The organism is Cytobacillus solani, assembly GCF_001420595.1.
Lineage (GTDB): Bacteria > Bacillota > Bacilli > Bacillales > Cytobacillaceae > Cytobacillus > Cytobacillus solani.
In genome coordinates this window covers 3,895,996-3,918,683 of sequence record NZ_LJIX01000006.1, presented here as the reverse complement: position 1 = coordinate 3,918,683, position 22,688 = coordinate 3,895,996, and the positions used below count along the sequence as shown (strand labels likewise).

Sequence of the window (22,688 nt, the reverse complement as noted above, 5' to 3'; positions counted from 1 at the left end):
ATTGGGTAACGTCACGCTTTTATCGACCTCGAGGTCACAAGCCAATCTGGCAAGGAGGTCAAAGAACAATGCCAGTTTGACTTGTGCTTGTCGGGGGTGAGCACTAAGGACCCCTACTTAGTGTAATGATCGCAAGAACAATCAGTTTTTGATTGTTCTGAAGCCGCTTGCATATTTCTTTAAGGAGTGAATTTATGAGCGTTCCTTCCATGCCAATTAGTTTAATGTCTAAAGTCTATCGAAGGGTCTTGCCATTAGTTCATAAGGAATTAAACTATTGGAAAGAAAGAGCTGAGGAGATTCCAGATCAGGAGTTAAGGAAGCAGGCATTGGCAAGCATTGAACATAAAACCTTTCATTGTGAGGGCGGTTCGATTATGGCATTAATGGCAAAAGAAAAATTTCCATTAGCCATTAAGTTTATTGTTGCGTACCAAACAATTAGCGATTACTTAGATAATTTATGTGACCGCAGCACATCTCTCAATGCGGAAGATTTTTCGGCTCTTCATGAGTCTATGATGGATGCACTAACTCTTGATGCAAAACCGAAGAATTACTATCGCTTTCGCATGGAGCAGGAGGATGGCAACTACTTAGCTGACCTTGCAGCTACCTGCAGGAATGTACTTTCAGAAGTTCGAGACTATAAAGAAATTAAGAATTATCTGTTCGAGTTATGTCGGTATTATTGTGATTTGCAAATCCACAAGCATGTGAAAGTTGATGAGCGGGTTCCACGCTTGCAAGAATGGTTTCAACAATGTAAAGGTAGAATTCCTGAAATGGAATGGTATGAGTTTTCTGCGTGTTCTGGATCCACATTAGGAATCTTCTGCCTCATTTCGTATGCAATGAGGGATGACTTTGAAATAGGGTATGCTGAAAATATCCGCAATGGCTATTTTCCTTACATACAGGGTCTGCATATTCTTTTGGATTATTTCATTGATCAGGAAGAAGATCTTGCAGGCGGGGATTTAAACTTTTGTTTTTATTATGAGAACGAGGAAAAGCTATTTAATCGGTTAAAACATTTTGTCATTGAAGCGGACAAGCATACGGAGCAGCTTCCGCATAAACGGTTTCATCAGTTAATTAATCGTGGTCTGCTCGGTATTTATTTATCAGATAAAAAAGTAAGAAAACAAAAGAATGTCAAGAAACTTGCAAGGAGCATGATAAAAACGGGTGGAGGAATTAGCTATTTCTTCTACTGGAACGGAAGGGTATATCGTGCCATGCAAAATTGGATTCCTGCCTCTTTTAAGAGAGTGTTATTACGTTAAAAAACCTGCAAAAATTTTGCAGGTTTTTTGATTCTATTACCGTTTTTCAATCGCAATAATAAATGGTGGATTGTTCTCCTGATTAATAAATTGATACTGCAATACATGAGCAGCCTTTTGATCCAAATGTTTCACAAATGGAAGAAGTGCATCTCTTTCTATTGCTCCTTCTTGATGTCCATGGTAAATGACAAGCACAATGATGCTCTCAGGAGCCATAATTTCAAGCAGCTGCTTTATGGCAGAGATTGTTGTCGAAGGAGTTGTAACAATCGATTTGTCCCCTCCAGGCAGGTAGCCTAAATTAAAAATAGCTGCTTTTATTTTTCCATGGTGAGATTCTGGAATACTGGTAAGAATATGTTCATGCCCTTTATGAAACAAGGTAACTCTATCTGCAAGCTGCTCATCCAACAAACGTTTTTGCGTATTCGAAACAGCCTCTTCCTGAATATCAAATCCAAAAACCATTCCAGATTCACCAATCAAATGAGCTAGGAATAGTGTATCATGCCCATTGCCAAGCGTGGCATCAACAACGCAGTTACCATGAGATACAGTTTTTTCAATCAATTGCCGGGCAAAAGGCAAAATTCCATCAAGCTTCATGCTTGAATCTCCACTTGACTTGGCTTATAAAACTTACCCTGCCAGCTGTTTCTTCGTTTTAACTCTGCATCAATCGCGTTAAGGACTTCCCACTTATTTACGCTCCACATTGGTCCAACCATTAACTCAATTGGACCATCACCTGTAATGCGGTGAATAATCATTTCTGGTGGTAAAATTTCTAATTGGTCGCAAACTAGGCTTACATAGTTTTCAAACGATAAGAACTCAAGCATTCCCTTTTCATATTGCTTGACCATTGGTGTTCCTTTTAAAAGGTGAAGCAGGTGAATTTTGATTCCTTGTACATCAAGCTTTGCTACTTCTTTCGCGGTTTCCATCATCATTTCTGGCGTTTCGAGCGGGAGGCCGTTAATGATATGTGTACAAACGCGAATGCCATGCTTTCGAAGCTTTTCTACTCCTTCAACATAGCATTTGTAATCATGTGCCCGGTTAATTAGAAGAGCGGTCCTTTCATGAACCGTCTGCAGCCCAAGCTCCACCCATAAATAAGTTCGTTCATTTAGCTCAGCTAAATATTCAACGACATCATCTGGAAGACAATCAGGTCTTGTCGCAATGGATAAACCGACAACACCTTCCTGCTGCAGCACTCTTTCATACATATCTCTCAACACTTCAACAGGTGCGTGTGTATTTGTGAATGCCTGGAAATAGGCCATATATTTGCCATCTTTCCATTTATGATGCATTTTTTCTTTAATTTCATTAAATTGTGTTTCTAGATCATCTGCCCGGTTGCCGGCGTAGTCCCCTGATCCTGCAGCACTGCAGAATGTACAGCCACCATGTGCAACTGTACCGTCCCGATTCGGGCAATCAAAGCCGCCGTCAAGTGCAACCTTAAATACTTTATGGCCAAATTCATTCCGTAAATGGTAATTCCATGTATGGTAACGTTTGTCATCAGCGGCAAACGGAAAAGGATTTGTCTGAGCCATTCAGAAACCTCCTATAAGTAAGTCATATCGAAAATACTGCATAAAAATAATCATAACATGAAGTAATACTGATAGCCAAAGTAAATTGTTTCAAGTTATATTGCCAGCAATTTATATAATAGGAAGCGAAAATATGAACAAACTAATGGATGAAGCCTGAAGCTTCTTAAAAACCCATTCTGAAGTAGGAGGGGAATAGATGGCAACTCGTGAATCGATGGATAAGCTTATTCAACAATGCGAGGATGCGATTCGCTTTGCACATGATCAGTATGAAGAGGGGAGACTGCAGGCGCATTATAATGATGAAGGGTATACAAATGCGCTTCAATCTCTTGAGAATGCTTATAATGACTTAGCTAAGATGGCACTTAGCGCGAATGCACAGCAGCGAGAGCAGCTTCATCGAATGAGGCTCCAATTGCAGCAGCTTCAGAACCAGATGATAATTCTTCCGCATGATTAGGAGGGAATGGAATGGTGAAAAAACGTTCAAAGCAGAATAACCCTGAACAGAAAACGAAAAATGGCGTAAATAGCAATGATTTAGAATTAGGCAGTGATTTTGATTTAGTTAAGCAGGCAAAGAAAATGTATGAAAAAAAAGGACAGCCAGTTACATCCAAATTCCATCCTGAATAAGAATAATAAATGCCCTGATGCGATCTTATGCATCAGGGTTTTTAATTAGTGAATTTTCCTCGTTCACAAAGTGGTAAAGAACTTACAGATATAACGTGCTTAAAGTCACAGATGAACAGCCTTATAAAATGGTTTAAATAAGGTAAGCAAATAAAGAGGGTCTCGATGGATTAAAAGAATAGACTTTACTTCAAGTTGTGTCGGTTCTTTTCTAAAAGTATACATGTGAAATTATTCACAAAATGTTCATAATATGAGTTTCCCATCGGAAAGGGTGTCAAATGATGAAAAAAACAATCTTGACTTGGATAGGGATGATGATTTTCCTTGTTAGTTTACCAAGCTACACAGGAGCTGAAAATCAAGCCTCTATCCTCAAGATGGAAGAGTTAAAGGTTCAAGTTATGCCAGAGTATGCTAATCATCCAAAGGATAAAGAAAAAAGTCATCCTTCTTTATTGATTGGTTATCATGGCACGTTAATCAATCCGACAGATCGACCCGTTAAAGGAGAAATTGAGATCCCTCTTCCAATGGACGAGGATGAATTCCGAATAGGATTTGTCGCAGATTATAATCGAGATTTAACAGAGCTGAATGAAATCGAATATGAAATGGATAAAAAAAATCGAACAATCTCGTGGAAAACAAGCGAAGATATACGGCCAAATGAGCCATACAAATTTGTCGTTGAATATTATACAAACCAATTAATTGGTAACAAGGAAACAAAGAAATTATCGTATCAATTTAAAAGTTTTGCTGATATTGGTCTCGTCAGTATGGTTTTTCTAGAACCATTGAAATCTGAGAGCTTTCAATTAACTCCCGCAGCTGATTCCCACCAAGAAAATGGATATGGGATGAATATGTTCTTATACCAGATTCAAGGAATGAAGCCCGATGTGACCAAAGAATTTCAGCTTGAGTATAAGCGGTCAGAAACAAAAACAACAATGGAAATTATGGAAGAGATGACAGGAAATTCGGAGCATGCAGAAAAAGCAATGCAGAAAAATGAAACGCTGCCAATGTGGTTAATTCTTACTGTTGTTGGGGGTGTAAGTGCAATCGCTGCAATCCTGCTTATTTTCCTCATGAAGAGGAAAAAAGGGTCTCATCCGATTCACAATAAACAATCAGGTGAGATACAGAAAGATGAAAAAGCGAAAAAATCGCGTTTACGAGCAATGCTTTTAGAAGGGAGTATTTCTCAACAAGAATACGATGAATTGCTAAAAAAACTAGGGGGATAAAAAATGTCTAAAAACAAAAAAATTATCTTTGGTTTGTCACTCTTTGCCGTTGCGATTATGATTATGTTTTTTTCTACCATGCCGAGTGCAGGAAGCAAGGAGATTTCCATTGAGGAATTGCTTACTGATAACTATAAGGATGAGTACGTTTTGACTCAAGGACTTCTAAAACAAGATTCGGTCAAATGGGATGCGGATAAGATTGAGTTGACCTTCGAAATTGTTGATGAAGAAAGCAGTGCAACCCTTCCTATTATTTATAAGGGAGTTAAACCAGATAATTTTTCAGATGATGTCATTGTGATTGTTGAAGGGTTTATAAAGGATAATGGAGTGTTTGAAGCAGAAAAGGTTCAGACGAAATGCCCTTCAAAGTATGAAGGGGAAGATACAGAAAACTATGACATGGAAATGCATAAAAACATGAACGAAAATAAGCAGGATGAATAAGACAGGCGGGTGACAACAACATGTATCTAATCGGCAATATCGCTCTTATACTGGGAATCGTCATTTCGTTATACTCGTTAGCAGCAAATATTATCGGGATGAAAAAAAATAATAGAAAATGGTTGGAAAGTGCTAGGGGAGGAATCCTATCCCTTGCTTTTGTAACGAGTATATCTGCTTTTCTGCTTTTCTATATTCTTGGTACGAGCCAATTTCAATTCAAATATGTTGCAGCCTACACAAATAATCAGCTGCCGCTTGTTTATAAGCTTGCCGCTTTTTGGGCAGGAAACGCAGGATCCTTATTGCTATGGGCATTTTTATTAAGTATATATGCTGCCATCATCGTGTTAAGTAAGAAAAAGCAAAACAATATGATTCCGTATGTTTCCAATGTTTTGCTGTTAAATATTCTGTTTTTCTATATTGTAATGGTCTTTAATGCAAATCCATTCGAGATGACAGATACGATTCCGGCTGATGGCAAGGGGCTGAATCCAATGCTCCAAAATCCTGGAATGGTCATTCATCCTGTCACTTTATATATGGGATACGTCGGACTAGCCGTGCCATTTGCTTATGCCATTGCCGCATTGCTAATGAAGAACATGGATTCAGGATGGATAAAATTAACAAGAAGATGGACACTTACAGCCTGGCTCTTTCTAACAATCGGCAATATTGTCGGCGGATGGTGGGCCTATCTTGAACTTGGCTGGGGCGGCTATTGGGCATGGGATCCAGTAGAAAATGCATCCTTCCTTCCTTGGTTGACGGTTTCTGCTTTTCTGCATTCGGTTATGATTCAAGAAAGAAAAAATATGCTTAGAACATGGAATTTAAGCTTAATTATCTTGTCCTATATTCTCTCTCTCTTTGGGACATTCCTTGTACGAAGCGGGATTTTAACAAGTGTTCATGCCTTTGGTGATAGTAATCTAGGAACCTATTTCTTAATTTTTATGGCTTTTATGATGATCTTTGCTATTTATGTTGTTATAACTCGTTATCAGCTGATTAAAAAGGAAAGCAAGCCAATTGAAGCTTATTTTTCAAAGGAAAGCAGTTTCTTATTAAATAACTTCATATTAGTTGCTGCGGCATTTGCTGTTTTCTTTGGAACGATGTATCCGCTAATTTCTGAAACATTAACGGGAACGAAAGTAAATGTGGGTGCCCCATATTTTAATAAAGTGATGGCGCCCATTATGCTTGCCCTCTTGCTTTTAATGGCCATTTGTCCACTTATTTCGTGGCAAAAGGCTGTCTTTGAGCGGTTTCTCAAAAATACACTTGCACCAATAATCGTAGCTCTTCTATTTGCAGGAGCTCTTGTAGCAATGGGTGTAAAAGGAATATATGCCATTATTGGTCTAACGGTTACTGTATTTATGTTTAATGTACATCTAGCCGAGTTTTGGCGTGGTGTGAGAGCAAGGAGAAAGGCAACGAAAGAAGGATTCTTAAAAGCTGCTTTCCAATTAACAAGGAAAAATCAGCGAAGATATGGCGGTTACATCGTTCATATCGGGATTGCAGTTATTGCAGTTGGAGTCATTTCTTCTAATGCTTACTCTGAAGAGGTAATGAAAACGGTAAATCAAGGTGAAAGCTTTAAAGTCGGAAATTACGAGCTTACCTTTAATGAGCTGACTGAGACGGAAGAAAGAGGCAATGGAATTGTTGCAGCAGATATTGATGTTAAATATAAAGGCAAAAGCAATGGAACTATCCATCCAGAGAAAATATTCTATGGAACATGGCCGGAGCCTTCTTCAGAAGTAGCAATAAAAACGAATTGGAAAGAGGACTTATATGTTGTGCTCAGCTCATGGGAAAGCAAAGAGAAAGTGACTGTTGTTGTGAAAATTAATCCCTTTGTCAGCTGGATTTGGGCAGGAGGAATTTTGATGATGATCGGAACAGCCATTGCGCTTATTGGAGGAAAGACTTCATCCTTCTTTAGAGTGAATGGCCGGCAGGCAGGTGTTCAGTCATGAAAGAATTAACAAGGAGGAGAATGATAAAATGCTCACTCGCTATGATAGCATCTATCATTCTGATTGACCTAGGTTTTAATGAAAAAAGAGTAAAGGCAAATACAAAGTTTGATTATAATTCCAAGGAATTCCAATCTATTATTAATCAGTTAGATATGCAGGGACACGCAGATCATGATATTTCTACTTGTTCCATTAAAAAAGTCTATTATGAGGAAGTTATTGAGGCATTAAATCAGGGACAGTCTGAAAGGAAGATCCTGCAATCCTATATTGATGAATATGGTCAGGCGGCACTCCGTACCCCTGCAACAGATAGCAGCGGCATCATTGCTTGGATAACTCCTGCACTCGGATTTTTATTAGGAGCCATTGTAGTTGGTTTCGGCATTAAGAAATTAACGTATAAACAAGGTGGAAAGGAAACAGTACCTATAGTCTGTGACGAAATGACTGAAATGGAAAGAGAAATTGTTGAAATTACCTTTGAAGAAGAGCGGAAAAAGCACTTTTGAACAAAAGGAGAAATCACTATGGATTACATTTTTTTACTCCTCGGATCAATGATCGTTATTACCTGTTTTTACTTTATTGTTTCTCCCTTTTTTAATAAAGGTGAAGAAAACTATAGCAATTCAGGAGTAAGGGAAACAGAAATGCCTGTAGAAATGATCTATGCAGCAGTAAATGAACTGGAAATGGACTTTCTAATGAAGAAGTTGACCCAAGATGATTTTGAGAGGATGAAGAAACAGTATCATACACTTGCAGCTAGTTATTTAAAATCAGAGACAAAACAAAATAGAATCCAGCCAAAGGGAAACAGAGATATGGATATTGTTGATCGTGAAATTCTAAAAGAACTGAACAAAATACGGAAACAAAAAAAGGGATAAGGGGTGATTGAAATGCCGCCGTTTCACCCGGATTGGCTTGTTAACTTTTGGCTGGGAACACCTTTTCTCAATATGTTTGACCCGCATGCAGTACTAATATTTCTAATAGTTGTTACTGTCATGATTGTGTTTATTCAAAGAAAAAACCACACCTATAAACAAGAGTTTGCTGCTGATGAAAATCAATTTCAACTGCTCTTAAAGAAGAAGTCGGTAATTGAAGATCAAATGGCCTTGCTGGATAAACAAAAGATGCAGGGAGAGATAGGTGAAGATCAATATATCAATCGAAAGAATGAATATGAGCTTCATCTGAATAATGTCAAAAGTGAGCTGATTCGATTTACTTGATGAAGCCCCACCTATAAAAAATGTATACATTTTGAACTTGGATTACTGTCTAGCTCCAGCGCCTAATGGACTTCCCACTTCCTCCTGCGATAAGTCAAGCACGAATGCGCGATCGCTCTTCGTGTTTCCTTTATCTCGTCGGAGGCGGTCCAGTCCATACGTCGCTAAGCAAGGCGCTTGCGCTTTTCTCATGATCCTTTTACAGAAAGAGTTGGATTATATGCTTGAGCTAAAAGAAATCACAAAAATAATTGGTGACAAGATTATCTTAAGAAATTTTTCTCTGGCCTTATCTCCGGGAGAGAGTGTTGCTGTGATCGGACCAAACGGAGCTGGGAAGAGCACATTTTTTAAGCTTGCCGCTGGTCTGATGCAGCCAACAAGTGGAGAAATTCTTCTAAACGGTGAGCAAATAAAGAAGAAAACTCATCTTTTGAAAAAGAGAATCGGCTATCTCGGACATGAGTCTTTTTTATACAACTCTTTGACACCGCTAGAAAATTTACGATTCTACGGTAAGTTATACAAAGTAAAAAATATCGAGGAGAAGGGAATGGAGCTGCTTAAAGCAGTTGGACTGCATTATTTTAAAGATATACCTATTCGTTCCTTTTCAAGGGGAATGATCCAGCGATTGGCCATTGCCCGAGTTCTTCTTGCAGAACCTGAATTCCTGCTTCTAGATGAACCGCATACCGGATTGGATCAAGAAGCAGTCTCACTGCTAAATCAATTAATGAAAGAGAGACAGAAACAAGGGATTTCGATCCTATTAATCTCTCATGATTTCGAACAGGTGATAAATGTATGTGATCGGGTGCTTATATTGAATAAAGGAAGGGTGATTAGTGATAGGAATATTGACCCTCAATTAGAATTGATGTCATTTAAGAAATGGTATGAAGCGGCGGTGATCGGGAAATGAAGATTATTCTTGCGGATGCCTTAACGATAGCAGCGAAAGACTTACGGAATGAATTGAAGTCGAAACAGACCATTGGAATGATGATTATCTTTTCAAGTTTAGTCATCCTGATTTTCAGCTTTGCATTTGATCCAACGAATAATACAGTAAAAGCGATTATTCCAGGCCTGATTTGGGTGATTACGATTTTTTCTGGCTTGCTCGGGCTGAATCGCTCATTCATATCGGAGCAGGAGAATGATAGCTTAACAGGATTGAGAGTGGCACCTATTGACCCATCTAGTATTTTTCTAGGTAAGGTGGTAGCTAACCTAGTTCTCGTTATTATCGTTCAATTGATAAGCATCCCTATTTTATTTTTATTATTTGATTACCGGTTTCATGGCGAGATGATTTGGTTTCTATTAATAGTCCTTACAGCCACTATTGGATTCATCGTGATCGGAACGTTTCTTGCGGCACTTGCTGCAAATGCAAAAAATAGTGAAATGCTGCTGCCAGTTTTATTATTGCCGCTGCTAAGTCCATTAATGATTGGCGCCGTTCAGGCAACAAAAATTGTGCTAGAGCAAGAAGGAATGAAGGATGCCGTTTCATGGCTTCAGCTTATGGCTGCGTATGATTTATTGTTTTTTGCAGCCTGCTTTTTCTTATTTGAATACTTAATGGAGGGATCTTAAATGAAGCAACCGTCTGCGTTTGTCGATCGAATGCTGTATATACTTCTCGTGCCAGCTATGTTTGTTTCTTTATATTTAATTTTTATTTGGTCGCCTATTGAAAAACAAATGGGTGCCTCCCAGAAAATATTTTATTTCCATGTCAGTACAGCGTGGGTCGCATTCCTCGCATTCTTTGTTGTTGGCTATTATTGTGTCTTAACTTTAAAAAAACCGACAGAATCCCGTTTTATTAAGGCAGGAATTTCTGCTGAAATAGGTGTAGTTTTTACAACGATTACTCTATTAACAGGGATGATTTGGGGGAAGTCAGCCTGGAATACTTGGTGGACATGGGAGCCCCGATTAGTAACTGTTCTTATTCTGTTATTCATCTATATTGCCTATTTATTTGTACGAAAAATGGAGGGCACTTGGGAAAAAATTGCGAAGCTTTCCGCTGTTTTTGGAATTATTGGGTGTATCAATGTACCGATTGTATTTATGGCCATTCGCTGGTGGAATACAAAACTTCACCCAGTCGTTTTCGGTGAAGGGAAAAACCAGAGTGGCGGAGGTGTAGAGCCTGATATGCTTGTAACTTTATTATTCTGTATTGGTACGATCACCTTGCTCTATTTATTCATGATGCGGAAAGGCATTGAAATTGAAAAAATGCGTCTTACTGTAAGAAAAGCAAAATCAAAAGTGATTGAAAAATTAGCTAGTTAAATAGGGGGAGAACAATATGAGTTATTTATTTATGGCTTACACAATTATTTGGGCTTTACTTGCAGGATATATATTCATTCTAGGCAAACGCCAAAAGGATTTGAAAAAAGAGCTTAAAGTTCTTGAAGATTGGAAATCAGAACAATAAAAGCAGGTGAAGCCGAATGAGAAAAAGGGTAATTCCAATTATCGTACTAGCAATTGTTGCAGGTGTCCTTGGAATCCTCATTAACGGGATGAGTGGGAAAGCATCTGCGAGTCCTGGTGATGAGGCAATAGATTTTCAGTTAAGGGATATCGAAGGAAAAGAATATCAGTTATCTGACCGCAAAGGGAAAATTGTTGTTTTAAACTTTTTTGCTACTTGGTGCCAGCCTTGTATAGATGAAGCGCCTGAGCTTGAAGCTTTTGGGGCTGAATATGAAGGAGCTGAGCTTTATATCATCGCAAAAGGTGAAACAAAAAAAAGAATAGAAAAGTACATGAAGGAATCAAATTCTAAGTTAACTTATTTACTCGATACGAAAGAAGAAATCTCGAAGGAATATAATGTCATTGGGCAGCCAGAAACGATCATAATCGATGAAAATGGCGTCATTTTTGAAAGATTCTCAGGACCGACAACGAAGAAAAACTTGATAGAAATTATTGAAAGTATTCACTAACCCTTGGGTTAAAATGCTAAATCAGCATTTTAATATATGCTTTTGCATTATTTTTTAGAGGAGGTGAAAAAGATGAGAAAAATGCTTAAAAAGTTATTGGCCATTGATAAGAGATTATTAATATTTATTGGATTATTTGCAGGGATCGTTCTTTCAGTTGTTACGGTGAAAACTTTTGCTTATACAGACTCGCCTGAATTCTGTCAAAGCTGTCACATCATGACAAGTGCACATGATACCTTTGCAGATTCGACTCATGCGACTCTTGCATGCAGTGACTGCCACTTGCCTCATGATACGTTAGCGAATAAGCTCGTATTTAAAGCAAAGTCTGGCCTTGGTCACGTATATTACAACACGTTAGGAGCTGAAAAGATTCCAAATGTGTTAATAGCAACAGAAGGGTCAACTGATGCTATTAATCAGAACTGTATTGATTGCCATGAGAGTACATTGGATAATGTTTCTCACGACGCAAAGGACAGCTGTTCAAGCTGCCATCAGGCAATCCCGCATGGCAATGGCTTTAAAACAGAAGATTATTTTAAACCGCCTAAATCAGGTGAGCTTTTAGAAAACAAAGGAGGTACGATGAACAATGGCTAGGACTTATCGATGGTTATTACTTTCCCTGGCTGCTGTCATACTGATAATTACAGGCTGTTCAAGCTCTGATGCCACGACTGCTGCAGAAGATGCGAAGACTGGATTATCAAAAGATGAAATCAGCAATGAGGCGTTTAAAGATTTATTCCCGCTTCAATATGACAGTTATCAGAAAAATGCAGAGGATACAAAGGATACAAAATATAGCGGATCAGTCAAACGTAGTAAGTTCGATCCGGATAAAGAACCATATTTGCCTGTTCTTTTTAATGGGTATGGATTTGCAACAGACTATAATGAAGACCGCGGGCATATTTATGCGAACGAGGATATACGTACAACAGCTCGGATAACTGACAAATCTATCGGTTCCTGTTTAACATGTAAATCGACCGCAGTTCCACATATGATTGAAGAAATGGGCGATGACTATTGGGGAAGTAGCTTCAATGATGTCATTTGGCCAAAGGCAGAGTCTATGGGCCATTCCCCTATTGGGTGTTCAGACTGTCATGATCCAGAAACAATGGATCTTCGCATTACTCGTCCAAGCTTTACTAAAGGAATGGAAGCGCAAGGAATTGATACTTCCAAAGCAACAAAGAATGATATGAGAAACTATGTTTGTGCACAATGCCATGTGGAGTACCATTTTGCAGCAGAAAATAGTGAAGTAACTTTCCCATGGGAAAATGGATTTAAACCGGAAGACATGTATCAATATTATGAAACAACAGCCAAAGAGAATGGGTTTAAACAAGACTTTATTCATAATGTATCTGGAACGCCAATCGTAAAAGCACAGCATCCGGATTTTGAGACACATATAGAAGGACCTCACGGACAGGCAGGCGTCACATGTGCTGACTGCCATATGCCATATGAACGTGTAGACGGCAAGAAGAAAATCAGTTCTCACTGGTGGCAATCACCACTTAAAACAATGGATCAGTCATGTGCTACATGCCATAGTGACCGTGAACTTGAAGATCTGGAAAAGCGTGTAGCTGAAATTCAAGATACACATATGGAAGGTTTGCATAAAGCAGAGGATATCTCAATAAGTTCGCATTATTATGTAAATAAAATGATTACTTCCGGGGTAAGTGAAGAGAAAATAAAAGAAGCTCAAGAACATATCCGTAAAGGGCAATGGTTCTGGGATATTGTCGCTGCCGAAAGTGGAGCAGGTTTCCATAACCCGCAAGGTGGAATGAAAGCTTTAAGAGTTTCAAGTGATGAATCGAATAAAGCGATCCAAATTGCTACTGAAGAGCTTGTTAAAAAAGGTGTCAATATCGAAGAATTAAAAGAAGAGATTGAAAAAGTGAAGAAGGCTGTTTCTGAAGAAAAAGATAATGCTAAAAAGAAAGTGCATGCGACCAACAGCTACTTTCCTGCTCAGCAGCCTCCTCCAAAATAGAGAATAAAGTAAGCTATGAAAACACTGTACAATTAAGTTTGTACGGTGTTTTCTTTATTGTGTCAAAATGTTGAATAAGTGTCAATTAACTCACTCCATTTTCTAAATAATTCACAATTGAAGTTTTCTGAATTTTTATATTTAAATAGCAGGCGAAATACTTATTGCAAGGACAATAAAAAAGAAATAAAATTTACTTTGGAATACGAAATAAAGAGAATTTTAAGTTCACATATAAAAGAATAATGAACAAATTTTAAGATAGAATTATCTTGGTGAAAGCGACCTAATTAAGGCGCTTTTTAGTCTTTCTATGAAAGGAGCGTTCTTTTTCATGCCACGTGTTTTATGGCTTTTAGTTATTGGGATGGCAGTGAATGTAACAGGCTCTTCTTTTTTATGGCCTTTAAACACCATTTACATTCACGACCATCTTGGAAAATCATTGTCAGTAGCAGGAATTGTGCTTATGTTAAACTCTGGAGCGACTGTTGTCGGAAATTTATTTGGAGGAGCACTTTTTGATAAAATTGGCGGTTATAAATCTGTCCTGCTCGGAATTGGAATCTCGTTATTCTCCCTAATTGGTTTAACCTTTTGGCATGGCTGGCCAATGTATGTTATCTTTTTAACGATTGCTGGTTTTGGAGCAGGAATTGTCTTTCCATCGATGTTTGCGATGGCAGGCTCTGTTTGGAAAGAAGGAGGAAGAAAAGCCTTTAATGCGATGTATGTCGCGCAAAATTTAGGGGTTGCAGTAGGTGCTGCACTTGGAGGGTTTGTTGCTTCTTATTCCTTTCAGCTGATCTTTTTAGCGAATACACTTATGTATGTAATCTTTCTTCTTATTGCCGTTTTAGGTTATCGAAAGATTAATACCATTTCAGTTTCACAAAGTTCCGTTTTAAAAGAAAATACCGGTGTAAAAAACCATACAAAATTATATGCCTTATTAATTCTTTGTCTTGGGTATTTACTGTGTTGGGTTGGATATGTTCAGTGGCAGACGACAATCGCAGCTTTCACACAGGAGTTAAATATTACATTAAAACAATATAGCTTCCTTTGGACAGTTAATGGCGCATTGATCGTACTTGGTCAGCCGCTAGTCAATATCTTTGTGAAGCGAATTAAGTCACTCAAAACACAAATTAATATAGGAATTATTATTTTTATAGGTTCATTTGCACTGACAGCAGGGGCAAAAGAGTTCCCAATCTTTCTTACAGCAATGATTATTTTAACGATTGGTGAAATGTTTATTTGGCCAGCCGTCCCAACAGTTGCTAATGATTTGGCACCAAAGGGAAGAGAAGGCTTTTATCAAGGGATCGTAAACAGTACAGCAACTGGGGGAAGAATGATAGGACCATTGCTTGGAGGGGTTTTAGTCGATGTTTACGGAACTTCCATGTTATTTACAGTTCTCATTATTCTTCTTGTCATATCAATTTTTACTACTTTGATTTATGATCGGAAAATTAAAGAAAAGAAGCAATTGGCACATGCGTCTTAATATATGAAAGCAGCGGATTTCAACAGAAGGAGTCCGCTGCTTTTTTTATTTTGGGAAAGTAGAACTGATAAAGTTCAAAGAAGCCTATGATTCTCAAAAAAGAGAAAAAAGCAATTCAGCGGTAATTAAAGAAGTTATATGTTTTTTTGTTGAAATGCTGTTGTACAAATAGCACTTCATTGAAATAGCTCTTTATTCGTATCCACCTTGCTGGATAGGAATGAAGAAATCTTGAAATTGCTTCTTCGGAAAAAATGACTAGATAATCCAAATGAACACCAGAATGCTGTTTTAAGTCATACAAAAGTGCATGCGGAATGGTATAGTAATCTTTTATTTGCAAAGGGTTAAGCTTTATCGCAGAAATATGGTGTTCATTTAAATAAGTTTGCAAAGCATGTTTCTGTACCTCAATACTCTGCTCTCTAGTAAGGTCTTCAGCTTGCCATAGCTCATTGATTATATAAATTCCCTTCATTTAAATTCACCCCATTGATTTGATTACTATTGTTATGGGCAAAAAATGGCCAGTAAATACTTCTTAACGATAAATTATCGGAAAAGTATGATAATATAGTAAGAAATTATTTTTGATAAGGGGATTTGGATGAGAAGTGCGTTATTAGATATACCAATTGATATTGTAGAGACCATTGTGGAAAATGCTTTTGGCTGGCTTGTCGTTGTTGATAAAGAGGGCAAGATCATTTATATAAATAAAAATTATTGTGATTTTCTAGAAGTAGAGCGAGATACAGTGATTGGTGTACATGTTTCCAAGGTAATAGAAAACTCACGGATGCATATCGTTGCTGCAACGGGAAAAGAAGAAATTGCAGATCTCCAGTACATAAGAGGAAACTATATGATTGCTAATCGAATTCCAATTGTTTCAAATAATTTTGTGGTTGGCGCATTTGGTACTGTTTTTTTTCGGGATACAAAGGAATGGATGAAAATGAACAGTCATGTAAAAAGTATGCTGACGAAAATTCAAAGCTATATACAAGACATTGACCGCAGTGTGAAATATAGCTTAGATGATCTTCTTGGCAATTCGAAGCAAATTCAGAGCTTAAAAGATAAAGTAAAGATGATTGCTGCAAGTGACATATCTGTTTTAATTCGCGGAGAAAGCGGGACAGGAAAGGAATTATTTGCCCATAGTATTCATCAATTAAGCAACAGAAGTCATCAGCCTTTTGTGAAGATAAATTGTGGAGCCATTCCAGAGCATCTTTTGGAATCAGAATTATTTGGTTATGAGGAAGGTGCTTTTACTGGAGCTAGAAAAGGAGGAAAGAAGGGAAAGTTTCAATTAGCAGATGGAGGGACATTATTTTTAGATGAAATTGGTGATATGCCAATCAATATGCAAGTAAAGCTATTAAGAGCTTTACAGGAGGGGGAAGTGGAGAGTGTAGGATCAACTGAACCTGTTCATATTGATGTAAGAATTATTGCTGCTACGAATCGCCCGCTTGAAAAGATGATGGAAGAGAAAAGATTCAGAGAAGATTTGTTTTATCGAATAAATGTTGTGCCATTCATGATTCCCCCTTTGCGTGAGCGAATGGAAGATGTTCCTATTTTAATGGATTATTTTATAAAAAAAATTACGAAGAAGTCAGGAAAAAGAATTATGTCCATAGACGAGGATGTTATTGAAAGGTTTCAGCAATATAGCTGGCCAGGCAATATTAGAGAACTGGAGAATGTCATTGAAGCAGCTATTCATCTGACAAACAATGAAGTGATTACATTGGAATCCCTTCCAGATTATTTGAAGGAATCCTCGCTTTTTCCTGTAGGTAAAAAGAAATTAAAGGAAATCATCGAAGAGACGGAAAGGCGAATATTACTTCAAAGCCTGGCAAAATACAATAACAATAAACTTGAAGCAGCAAAGGCTCTGGGGATTAGTAAATCATCACTTTATGAAAAATTGAAAAAATATGGGATTGATCATTCGTAGTCCAGAATTTTGGAAGGTGTTCCAGAATTCTGGACTTTCTTTTTCCTCTTCAATCAACATGGGCTTCTATGAAACTAATTAAAATATTAATCACTCGAAGTCCAGTTTTCTGGAAAAAAAGTTCACAAAATTTTCAAATATGATTGTTCCATATAGTTTTTATTTTTGGCACGCTACTTGCAATAAACCAGAAGGAGGAACATTTTGAACCTTGCCAGAAAGTTATTTCAAAATGTAATCGTTTACAAAAAGGGGGCTGAAATAAAGGCAAAAAAGTATGCAGTGAATGTAAGCATCAAACTCACAAAAAAGGAGGAACAAAAAATGCTTAGCATGATCGGATTAATCGGTGGATTGGCATTATTAATATTTTTAACAATGCGCGGAATGAACCTTCTTGTCGTAGGTCCATTGTCAGCCATATTTGTTGCCGTATTTAGCGGGATGCCGTTATTTCCGCAGCTGGCTGGGGAGGGAGAGGCAAATCTGGTTGGCAATTATATGTCAGGGTTCTCGGGGTTTGTTACCTCTTGGTATTTAATGTTTTTATTAGGTGCTATTTTTGGAAAAGTAATGGAGGATAGCGGAGCAGCGGATAGTGTTTCCAAGCTGATTGTTGATAAGCTTGGAATGAAGTATGCGGTTCTGGCCATTGTCGTTTCCTGTGCCTTTTTAACCTATGGCGGTGTCAGCTTATTCGTTGTTGCCTTTTCAGTTTATCCAATGGCATTAAGCTTATTTAAGCAAGCAAACTTGCCGAGAAGATTTATTCCAGCTGCACTTGCCTTCGGATCGGTCACATTTACGATGACCTCTGCTGGGTCCCCAGAAATTCAAAACTGGATTCCAATTGAATATCTTGGTACAACGCCATATGCCGGTCTGGAAGTTAGTATAATTGTTGCGGTCTTTATGATGATTTTTGGCTATTGGTGGCTGAAGAGAATGATTACTAAAGCAGTACAAAGAGGAGAAACATTTGTAGCAAGAGAAAAAGATCCTGTGACAGTAGATAAAAACTTGCCAAACCCGCTTATGGGGGCAATCCCATTAATTGTAGTACTCATTATTTCATTCATTTTCCATGATTCTCTTAAGCAATCGGCGTTAATCATTGCTTTATTAGGCGGGGTAATTGCAACCTATCTACTAAATCGCAGGTATTTCAAAGACTTCTGGAATGCTGTTTCTGAGGGAACGCTAGGAGCATTAATCGCAATTGGAAATACAGCAGCAGTTGTTGGTTTTGGCGGTGTGGCTAAGGCAGTACCTGCGTTTGAAACAGCAGTGGATTTTATGACCAACATCCCCGGAAGTCCGCTAATTGGGGCAGCAATCGCCGTGAGTGTAATTGCAGGAATGACTGGATCTGCCTCTGGAGGACAGGTCATCGCACTTCCGCTATTAGCACCACATTATATGGATATGGGGGTAAATCCGGAAGCGCTTCACAGAGTCGCTGCGATTTCGTCCGGTGCACTGGATTCACTGCCTCATAATGGATATGTTGTGACAACGGTTCGTTCCATTTGTGGAGAAAGCCATCAGGATGCCTATGGTGCAGTTGGAGCTCTCACAGTTATCGTACCAGCGATAGGCGTTGTTCTTGCAATTATACTATTCTCTTTCGGACTTGGTATCTAAGTCTAGGAGTTTCTATTTTTAGCATCGTTTTTCGAAAGGAGTTTATTTATGGTTCAGACAAAGGTAGTTTTTATAACCGGAGCGGCACAAGGCATTGGTTATGAGATTGGAAAAAGGTTTGCAGGGAATGGGGCAGCAATTGTCTTAACAGATATCCAAGAAGAATCTGTGAAACTAGCTGCTGGAAAATTGCAGGATGAAGGCTACGAAGCGATCGGATTAAAATGTGATGTTACTTCAGAAAAAGAAATGGAATGTTGTATACAAGAAACAGTTCGGCATTTTGGAAGCCTGGATGTTCTTATAAACAATGCAGGGCTTCAGCATGTATCGCTGATTGAAGATTTTCCAACAGAAAAGTTCGAATTCCTTATTAAAGTTATGCTGACGGCTCCATTTATTGCAATGAAACATGTCTTACCAATAATGAAGCAACAGCAGTTTGGACGGATCATTAATATGGCATCGATTAATGGATTAATAGGCTTTGCTGGGAAGGCAGCCTATAATAGTGCGAAGCATGGGGTGATTGGGTTAACAAAAGTAGCCGCATTAGAAACTGCTGAGCAAGGAATTACTATCAATGCCTTGTGTCCTGGCTATATTGACACACCTCTTGTTCGAAATCAGCTTAGCGATCTTGCAGCAATAAGGAATATACCAATTGAAAAGGCGCTTGAAGAAGTCATCTTCCCGTTAGTTCCACAAAGAAGGCTGTTAACTGTTGAAGAGATTGCTGACTATGCTATATTCTTGTCGGGGGAATCCGCAAGAGGTATTACAGGGCAGGCAATTGTTATTGATGGGGGATATACAGTTCAGTAAGGTATAAGAGGACAGTTATTTACTGTCCTCATTTTAATATATGATTAAAGGAACACCTTCTCATTTCTAAGCATACACTATCTATTACACTTCCCGTCAGGATGAGCCCCCTTGCATCTTGGCGGGAAATTTTATACAATAGCAATAAAATATTAACTATCTGCCACGATAAGGAGCAGTAGTGGTGTTGAATCCTTTTAGAGAGCTGACGGTAGGTGCAAGTCAGCAGGAAGCCATCATGAACTCGCCTTTGAGCAGCAAGTGTGAAGTAGTAGTAATGCTTGCCGTTTTCCGCGTTAAGGATGAATGAAGCGAATGACTTTTGTCATTAATGTGGGTGGTACCGCGGGAGATTCATACATAATCCTCTCGTCCCTATTTTGGGATGAGAGGTTTTTTTATTACTTATTTTAGGGAGGAAAAGACAATGAGCTTCAATCACCAGAAGATTGAAAAGAAGTGGCAAACCGTCTGGGAAGACAATAAAACCTTTAAGACGAGTGAAGATAAAGGGAAAAATAAATTCTACGCACTAGATATGTTTCCATACCCATCCGGTGCAGGTCTTCATGTAGGACACCCGGAAGGCTATACAGCAACAGATATTCTTTCCCGCATGAAGCGGATGCAGGGCTTTAATGTTCTTCATCCAATGGGATGGGATGCATTTGGGTTGCCAGCTGAGCAGTATGCATTAGATACAGGCAATGATCCGGCTGAATTTACGGCGCAAAATATTAATACTTTCCGCCGTCAAATTAAAGCATTAGGTTTTTCATATGACTGGGATCGCGAAGTGAATACGACTGATCCGGAATATTACAAATGGACACAATGGATTTTCTTAAAGCTTTATGAAAAAGGGCTTGCTTATATTGATGAAGTAGCGGTTAACTGGTGCCCAGCACTTGGTACCGTACTTGCCAATGAAGAAGTAATTGATGGAAAAAGTGAGCGCGGCGGACATCCAGTTGTTCGTAAACCAATGAGACAGTGGATGTTGAAAATTACAGCGTATGCTGACCGCTTACTTGAAGACCTAGATTTATTGGATTGGCCAGAAAGCCTTAAGGATATGCAGCGCAACTGGATTGGACGCTCAGAAGGCGCAGAAGTGACTTTCCAAATTGAAGGACACGAAGGAACATTCACTGTATTTACAACTCGCCCAGATACTCTTTTTGGTGCAACATATGCGGTGCTAGCTCCAGAGCATGCTTTAGTCAATACAATTACAACAGATGGCCAGAGAGAAGCTGTTGATGCTTATATTGAAAAAATCCAAAGCAAAAGTGATCTTGAAAGAACAGATTTGGCAAAAGAAAAGACAGGTGTTTTCACTGGTGCCTATGCAGTAAATCCAGTAAATGGTGAGAAGATGCCAATTTGGATCGCTGATTATGTATTAGCTAGCTACGGAACAGGTGCAATCATGGCAGTACCAGGACATGATGAGCGTGATTATGAGTTCGCAAAGCAATTTGACCTTCCAATTATTGAGGTGGTTGCCGGTGGAGATGTTCAAAAAGAGGCATACACAGGTGATGGTGAGCATGTAAACTCAGGCTTCTTGAATGGAATGAACAAGGAAGATGCAATTGAAAAGATGATTGCGTGGCTTGAAGAAAAGGAAATCGGTACGAAGAAGGTAACTTATCGTCTTCGCGATTGGCTATTTAGCCGCCAGCGTTACTGGGGTGAACCGATTCCTATCATTCATTGGGAGGACGGCACTTCGTCAGCTGTTCCTGAAGACCAGCTTCCATTAATCCTTCCAAAGACAACAGAAATTAAGCCTTCTGGTACAGGGGAATCTCCACTTGCGAATATTGAAGAGTGGGTAAATGTTGTTGATCCGGAAACTGGCAAAAAGGGCCGCAGGGAAACGAATACAATGCCGCAATGGGCAGGTAGCTGCTGGTATTATTTACGCTATATCGATCCGAAAAATCCAGAAGCACTTGCAGATGCAGAAAAACTAAAGGAATGGCTTCCGGTTGATATTTATATCGGCGGAGCAGAGCATGCGGTGCTTCACCTTTTATATGCACGCTTCTGGCACAAGGTTCTATATGATATCGGTGTGGTTCATACGAAGGAGCCTTTCCAAAAGTTATTTAACCAAGGGATGATTCTTGGTGAAGGTAATGAAAAAATGAGTAAGTCAAAAGGGAATGTTGTAAACCCTGACGATATTATTGACAGCCACGGCGCTGATACGCTTCGCTTATATGAAATGTTCATGGGACCATTAGATGCTTCGATTGCTTGGTCAACAAATGGATTAGATGGATCCAGAAGATTCTTAGACCGTGTTTGGCGTTTATTGGTTGAGGAGAATGGCGAGTTAAATCCGAAAATCCAAGTAGTTGAAGATGCTGGTGACTTAGAGAAGATCTATCATCAAACGGTGAAAAAGGTGACAGAGGATTATGAAGGATTACGTTTTAATACAGCGATTTCACAGTTAATGGTCTTTATTAATGAAGCGTATAAATCAACAGTTCTTCCGAAGCATTTTATAGAAGGGTTTGTAAAAATGCTATCACCAATCACACCACACGTGGCAGAAGAACTATGGGAAAAACTTGGCCATAGCGGAACAATTGCTTATGAAGCATGGCCAGCATTTGATGAAGCGAAACTAGTGGATGATGAAGTTGAAATTGTTATTCAGATTAACGGCAAAGTAAAGGCAAAGCTTCGTGTTCCATCTGATGCCCAAAAAGATGCACTTGAAAAAATCGCCATGGACGATGACAAAGTGAAAGAGCAAATTGATGGGAAAACCATTCGTAAAGTTATTGCAGTACCTGGAAAGTTAGTTAATATAGTGGCTAATTAAAAAAGCAAGGGCAACTATTCAGCATCCTCCGATTGTGTTTTCGGAGGATGTTTTTTACAATAGGGAGATAATTAAATTTAGAAGGGATTTTTTCAATGGAATCAATCGAAATCATTACAACAGATGAATTAGAGGAAAAAATAGATGCAGGTGAAAAGCTGGAGCTTGTAGATGTAAGAGAAGATGAAGAGGTAGCACAAGGGATAATACCTGGTGCTAAACATATCCGCATGATGACCATTCCAGAAAACCTGGATTACTTTGATAAAGACAAGGAATACATTTTTATTTGCCGATCCGGCGGAAGAAGCGAGAACGTCTGTTATTACATGCAAGATCAAGGCTTCAAGGTTAGAAATATGATTGGCGGCATGCTAAATTGGTCTGGGGAAACTGTAAAGCCTGAAAAGTAAGC

Annotated in this window: 25 protein-coding genes and 1 other annotated feature; of the genes, 22 read left to right on the top strand and 3 right to left on the bottom strand. The window is 38.7% G+C overall.

Annotated elements, in window-relative coordinates:
* The first annotated feature begins 194 nt into the window (after positions 1-194).
* The gene (locus AN957_RS21435; protein ID WP_053477399.1) at positions 195-1,289 is read left to right on the top strand and encodes a tetraprenyl-beta-curcumene synthase family protein; all 1,095 of its coding nucleotides are present in this window, start codon (positions 195-197) and stop codon (positions 1,287-1,289) included.
* A 36-nt stretch (positions 1,290-1,325) separates the two neighbouring features.
* Here the strand turns inward: AN957_RS21435 and mnmM are convergent, their stop codons facing one another.
* Entirely contained in the window at positions 1,326-1,898 is a 573-nt protein-coding gene (mnmM, locus tag AN957_RS21430; protein WP_053477398.1) for a tRNA 5-(aminomethyl)-2-thiouridylate-methyltransferase MnmM, read from the bottom strand.
* Positions 1,895-2,863: a tRNA modification radical SAM protein MnmL/YtqA gene (gene mnmL, locus AN957_RS21425; protein WP_053477397.1), complete on the bottom strand. Its 969-nt coding sequence runs from the start codon at positions 2,861-2,863 to the stop codon at positions 1,895-1,897. The genes mnmM and mnmL overlap by 4 nt, the downstream gene beginning before the upstream one ends.
* A 199-nt stretch (positions 2,864-3,062) precedes the next feature.
* Here mnmL and AN957_RS21420 point away from each other — a divergent pair, with 199 nt between their 5' ends.
* The 16 genes from AN957_RS21420 (at position 3,063) to AN957_RS21350 (ending at position 14,984) form a co-directional block, all read left to right on the top strand.
* Positions 3,063-3,329: a YtzC family protein gene (locus AN957_RS21420; protein ID WP_053477396.1), complete on the top strand. Its 267-nt coding sequence runs from the start codon at positions 3,063-3,065 to the stop codon at positions 3,327-3,329.
* A 14-nt stretch (positions 3,330-3,343) separates the two neighbouring features.
* Positions 3,344-3,505: a glycogen biosynthesis protein GlgD gene (locus tag AN957_RS21415; RefSeq protein ID WP_172797722.1), complete on the top strand. Its 162-nt coding sequence runs from the start codon at positions 3,344-3,346 to the stop codon at positions 3,503-3,505.
* Between the two features lie 284 nt (positions 3,506-3,789).
* Positions 3,790-4,761 carry a hypothetical protein gene (locus tag AN957_RS21410; protein WP_053477394.1) on the top strand — a complete coding sequence of 324 codons (972 nt, stop codon included), beginning with the start codon at positions 3,790-3,792 and terminating at the stop codon, positions 4,759-4,761.
* Positions 4,762-4,764: 3 nt separating this feature from the next.
* Positions 4,765-5,211: a cytochrome c maturation protein CcmE gene (locus AN957_RS21405; RefSeq protein WP_053477393.1), complete on the top strand. Its 447-nt coding sequence runs from the start codon at positions 4,765-4,767 to the stop codon at positions 5,209-5,211.
* Between the two features lie 20 nt (positions 5,212-5,231).
* Positions 5,232-7,211: a heme lyase CcmF/NrfE family subunit gene (locus AN957_RS21400; RefSeq protein WP_053477392.1), complete on the top strand. Its 1,980-nt coding sequence runs from the start codon at positions 5,232-5,234 to the stop codon at positions 7,209-7,211.
* Entirely contained in the window at positions 7,208-7,726 is a 519-nt protein-coding gene (locus tag AN957_RS21395; RefSeq protein WP_053477391.1) for a cytochrome c-type biogenesis protein CcmH, read from the top strand. The genes AN957_RS21400 and AN957_RS21395 overlap by 4 nt, the downstream gene beginning before the upstream one ends.
* Before the next feature lie 18 nt (positions 7,727-7,744).
* A complete protein-coding gene (locus AN957_RS21390; RefSeq protein ID WP_053477390.1) occupies positions 7,745-8,107 on the top strand; it encodes a hypothetical protein in 363 nt (120 codons plus the stop codon).
* Positions 8,108-8,119: 12 nt separating this feature from the next.
* Positions 8,120-8,458: a hypothetical protein gene (locus AN957_RS21385; protein WP_053477389.1), complete on the top strand. Its 339-nt coding sequence runs from the start codon at positions 8,120-8,122 to the stop codon at positions 8,456-8,458.
* Between the two features lie 220 nt (positions 8,459-8,678).
* Positions 8,679-9,383, top strand: a complete 705-nt coding sequence (gene ccmA / locus AN957_RS21380) for a heme ABC exporter ATP-binding protein CcmA (protein ID WP_053477388.1) — start codon at positions 8,679-8,681, stop codon at positions 9,381-9,383.
* Complete coding sequence (locus AN957_RS21375) at positions 9,380-10,063, top strand: heme exporter protein CcmB (protein ID WP_053477387.1); 684 nt, start codon at positions 9,380-9,382, stop codon at positions 10,061-10,063. The genes ccmA and AN957_RS21375 overlap by 4 nt, the downstream gene beginning before the upstream one ends.
* Entirely contained in the window at positions 10,064-10,774 is a 711-nt protein-coding gene (locus tag AN957_RS21370) for a cytochrome c biogenesis protein (RefSeq protein WP_053477386.1), read from the top strand.
* Positions 10,775-10,790: 16 nt separating this feature from the next.
* Positions 10,791-10,922, top strand: coding sequence for a CcmD family protein (locus AN957_RS27095; protein WP_082446665.1), 132 nt, complete (start codon positions 10,791-10,793; stop codon positions 10,920-10,922).
* Between the two features lie 16 nt (positions 10,923-10,938).
* The gene (locus AN957_RS21365) at positions 10,939-11,439 is read left to right on the top strand and encodes a TlpA family protein disulfide reductase (RefSeq protein ID WP_053477385.1); all 501 of its coding nucleotides are present in this window, start codon (positions 10,939-10,941) and stop codon (positions 11,437-11,439) included.
* Positions 11,440-11,511: 72 nt separating this feature from the next.
* Complete coding sequence (locus AN957_RS21360; RefSeq protein ID WP_231690106.1) at positions 11,512-12,045, top strand: cytochrome c3 family protein; 534 nt, start codon at positions 11,512-11,514, stop codon at positions 12,043-12,045.
* Complete coding sequence (locus tag AN957_RS21355) at positions 12,038-13,468, top strand: ammonia-forming cytochrome c nitrite reductase subunit c552 (protein ID WP_053477384.1); 1,431 nt, start codon at positions 12,038-12,040, stop codon at positions 13,466-13,468. The genes AN957_RS21360 and AN957_RS21355 overlap by 8 nt, the downstream gene beginning before the upstream one ends.
* A 334-nt stretch (positions 13,469-13,802) precedes the next feature.
* Positions 13,803-14,984: an MDR family MFS transporter gene (locus AN957_RS21350; protein ID WP_053477383.1), complete on the top strand. Its 1,182-nt coding sequence runs from the start codon at positions 13,803-13,805 to the stop codon at positions 14,982-14,984.
* Between the two features lie 115 nt (positions 14,985-15,099).
* Here the strand turns inward: AN957_RS21350 and AN957_RS21345 are convergent, their stop codons facing one another.
* Positions 15,100-15,462, bottom strand: coding sequence for a hypothetical protein (locus AN957_RS21345; RefSeq protein ID WP_053477382.1), 363 nt, complete (start codon positions 15,460-15,462; stop codon positions 15,100-15,102).
* A 129-nt stretch (positions 15,463-15,591) separates the two neighbouring features.
* Here AN957_RS21345 and AN957_RS21340 point away from each other — a divergent pair, with 129 nt between their 5' ends.
* The 5 genes from AN957_RS21340 to AN957_RS21320 all read left to right on the top strand — a co-directional run bounded on the left by AN957_RS21340 (position 15,592) and on the right by AN957_RS21320 (position 22,686).
* The gene (locus AN957_RS21340; RefSeq protein ID WP_053477381.1) at positions 15,592-16,959 is read left to right on the top strand and encodes a sigma-54 interaction domain-containing protein; all 1,368 of its coding nucleotides are present in this window, start codon (positions 15,592-15,594) and stop codon (positions 16,957-16,959) included.
* Positions 16,960-17,283: 324 nt separating this feature from the next.
* Positions 17,284-18,603 (top strand): GntP family permease, encoded by a 1,320-nt coding sequence (locus AN957_RS21335; protein ID WP_053477613.1) that lies wholly within the window; start codon positions 17,284-17,286, stop codon positions 18,601-18,603.
* Between the two features lie 48 nt (positions 18,604-18,651).
* Positions 18,652-19,428 (top strand): 3-hydroxybutyrate dehydrogenase, encoded by a 777-nt coding sequence (locus tag AN957_RS21330; RefSeq protein ID WP_053477380.1) that lies wholly within the window; start codon positions 18,652-18,654, stop codon positions 19,426-19,428.
* A gap of 156 nt (positions 19,429-19,584) precedes the next feature.
* Positions 19,585-19,808, top strand: a binding site (T-box leader).
* A gap of 47 nt (positions 19,809-19,855) precedes the next feature.
* Positions 19,856-22,273, top strand: a complete 2,418-nt coding sequence (leuS, locus tag AN957_RS21325; RefSeq protein WP_053477379.1) for a leucine--tRNA ligase — start codon at positions 19,856-19,858, stop codon at positions 22,271-22,273.
* A gap of 95 nt (positions 22,274-22,368) precedes the next feature.
* Positions 22,369-22,686 (top strand): rhodanese-like domain-containing protein, encoded by a 318-nt coding sequence (locus AN957_RS21320; protein WP_053477378.1) that lies wholly within the window; start codon positions 22,369-22,371, stop codon positions 22,684-22,686.
* The last annotated feature ends 2 nt before the right edge of the window (positions 22,687-22,688 follow it).

Excerpts from the sequence above, each read along its gene's own strand:
- AN957_RS21435 (WP_053477399.1), top strand. The coding sequence starts at position 195 with ATGAGCGTTCCTTCCATGCCAATTAGTTTAATGTCTAAAGTCTATCGA.
- mnmM (WP_053477398.1), bottom strand. The coding sequence starts at position 1,898 with ATGAAGCTTGATGGAATTTTGCCTTTTGCCCGGCAATTGATTGAAAAA.
- mnmL (WP_053477397.1), bottom strand. The coding sequence starts at position 2,863 with ATGGCTCAGACAAATCCTTTTCCGTTTGCCGCTGATGACAAACGTTAC.
- AN957_RS21420 (WP_053477396.1), top strand. The coding sequence starts at position 3,063 with ATGGCAACTCGTGAATCGATGGATAAGCTTATTCAACAATGCGAGGAT.
- AN957_RS21410 (WP_053477394.1), top strand. The coding sequence starts at position 3,790 with ATGAAAAAAACAATCTTGACTTGGATAGGGATGATGATTTTCCTTGTT.
- AN957_RS21405 (WP_053477393.1), top strand. The coding sequence starts at position 4,765 with ATGTCTAAAAACAAAAAAATTATCTTTGGTTTGTCACTCTTTGCCGTT.
- AN957_RS21400 (WP_053477392.1), top strand. The coding sequence starts at position 5,232 with ATGTATCTAATCGGCAATATCGCTCTTATACTGGGAATCGTCATTTCG.
- AN957_RS21395 (WP_053477391.1), top strand. The coding sequence starts at position 7,208 with ATGAAAGAATTAACAAGGAGGAGAATGATAAAATGCTCACTCGCTATG.
- AN957_RS21390 (WP_053477390.1), top strand. The coding sequence starts at position 7,745 with ATGGATTACATTTTTTTACTCCTCGGATCAATGATCGTTATTACCTGT.
- AN957_RS21385 (WP_053477389.1), top strand. The coding sequence starts at position 8,120 with ATGCCGCCGTTTCACCCGGATTGGCTTGTTAACTTTTGGCTGGGAACA.
- ccmA (WP_053477388.1), top strand. The coding sequence starts at position 8,679 with ATGCTTGAGCTAAAAGAAATCACAAAAATAATTGGTGACAAGATTATC.
- AN957_RS21375 (WP_053477387.1), top strand. The coding sequence starts at position 9,380 with ATGAAGATTATTCTTGCGGATGCCTTAACGATAGCAGCGAAAGACTTA.
- AN957_RS21370 (WP_053477386.1), top strand. The coding sequence starts at position 10,064 with ATGAAGCAACCGTCTGCGTTTGTCGATCGAATGCTGTATATACTTCTC.
- AN957_RS27095 (WP_082446665.1), top strand. The coding sequence starts at position 10,791 with ATGAGTTATTTATTTATGGCTTACACAATTATTTGGGCTTTACTTGCA.
- AN957_RS21365 (WP_053477385.1), top strand. The coding sequence starts at position 10,939 with ATGAGAAAAAGGGTAATTCCAATTATCGTACTAGCAATTGTTGCAGGT.
- AN957_RS21360 (WP_231690106.1), top strand. The coding sequence starts at position 11,512 with ATGAGAAAAATGCTTAAAAAGTTATTGGCCATTGATAAGAGATTATTA.
- AN957_RS21355 (WP_053477384.1), top strand. The coding sequence starts at position 12,038 with ATGGCTAGGACTTATCGATGGTTATTACTTTCCCTGGCTGCTGTCATA.
- AN957_RS21350 (WP_053477383.1), top strand. The coding sequence starts at position 13,803 with ATGCCACGTGTTTTATGGCTTTTAGTTATTGGGATGGCAGTGAATGTA.
- AN957_RS21345 (WP_053477382.1), bottom strand. The coding sequence starts at position 15,462 with ATGAAGGGAATTTATATAATCAATGAGCTATGGCAAGCTGAAGACCTT.
- AN957_RS21340 (WP_053477381.1), top strand. The coding sequence starts at position 15,592 with ATGAGAAGTGCGTTATTAGATATACCAATTGATATTGTAGAGACCATT.
- AN957_RS21335 (WP_053477613.1), top strand. The coding sequence starts at position 17,284 with ATGCTTAGCATGATCGGATTAATCGGTGGATTGGCATTATTAATATTT.
- AN957_RS21330 (WP_053477380.1), top strand. The coding sequence starts at position 18,652 with ATGGTTCAGACAAAGGTAGTTTTTATAACCGGAGCGGCACAAGGCATT.
- leuS (WP_053477379.1), top strand. The coding sequence starts at position 19,856 with ATGAGCTTCAATCACCAGAAGATTGAAAAGAAGTGGCAAACCGTCTGG.
- AN957_RS21320 (WP_053477378.1), top strand. The coding sequence starts at position 22,369 with ATGGAATCAATCGAAATCATTACAACAGATGAATTAGAGGAAAAAATA.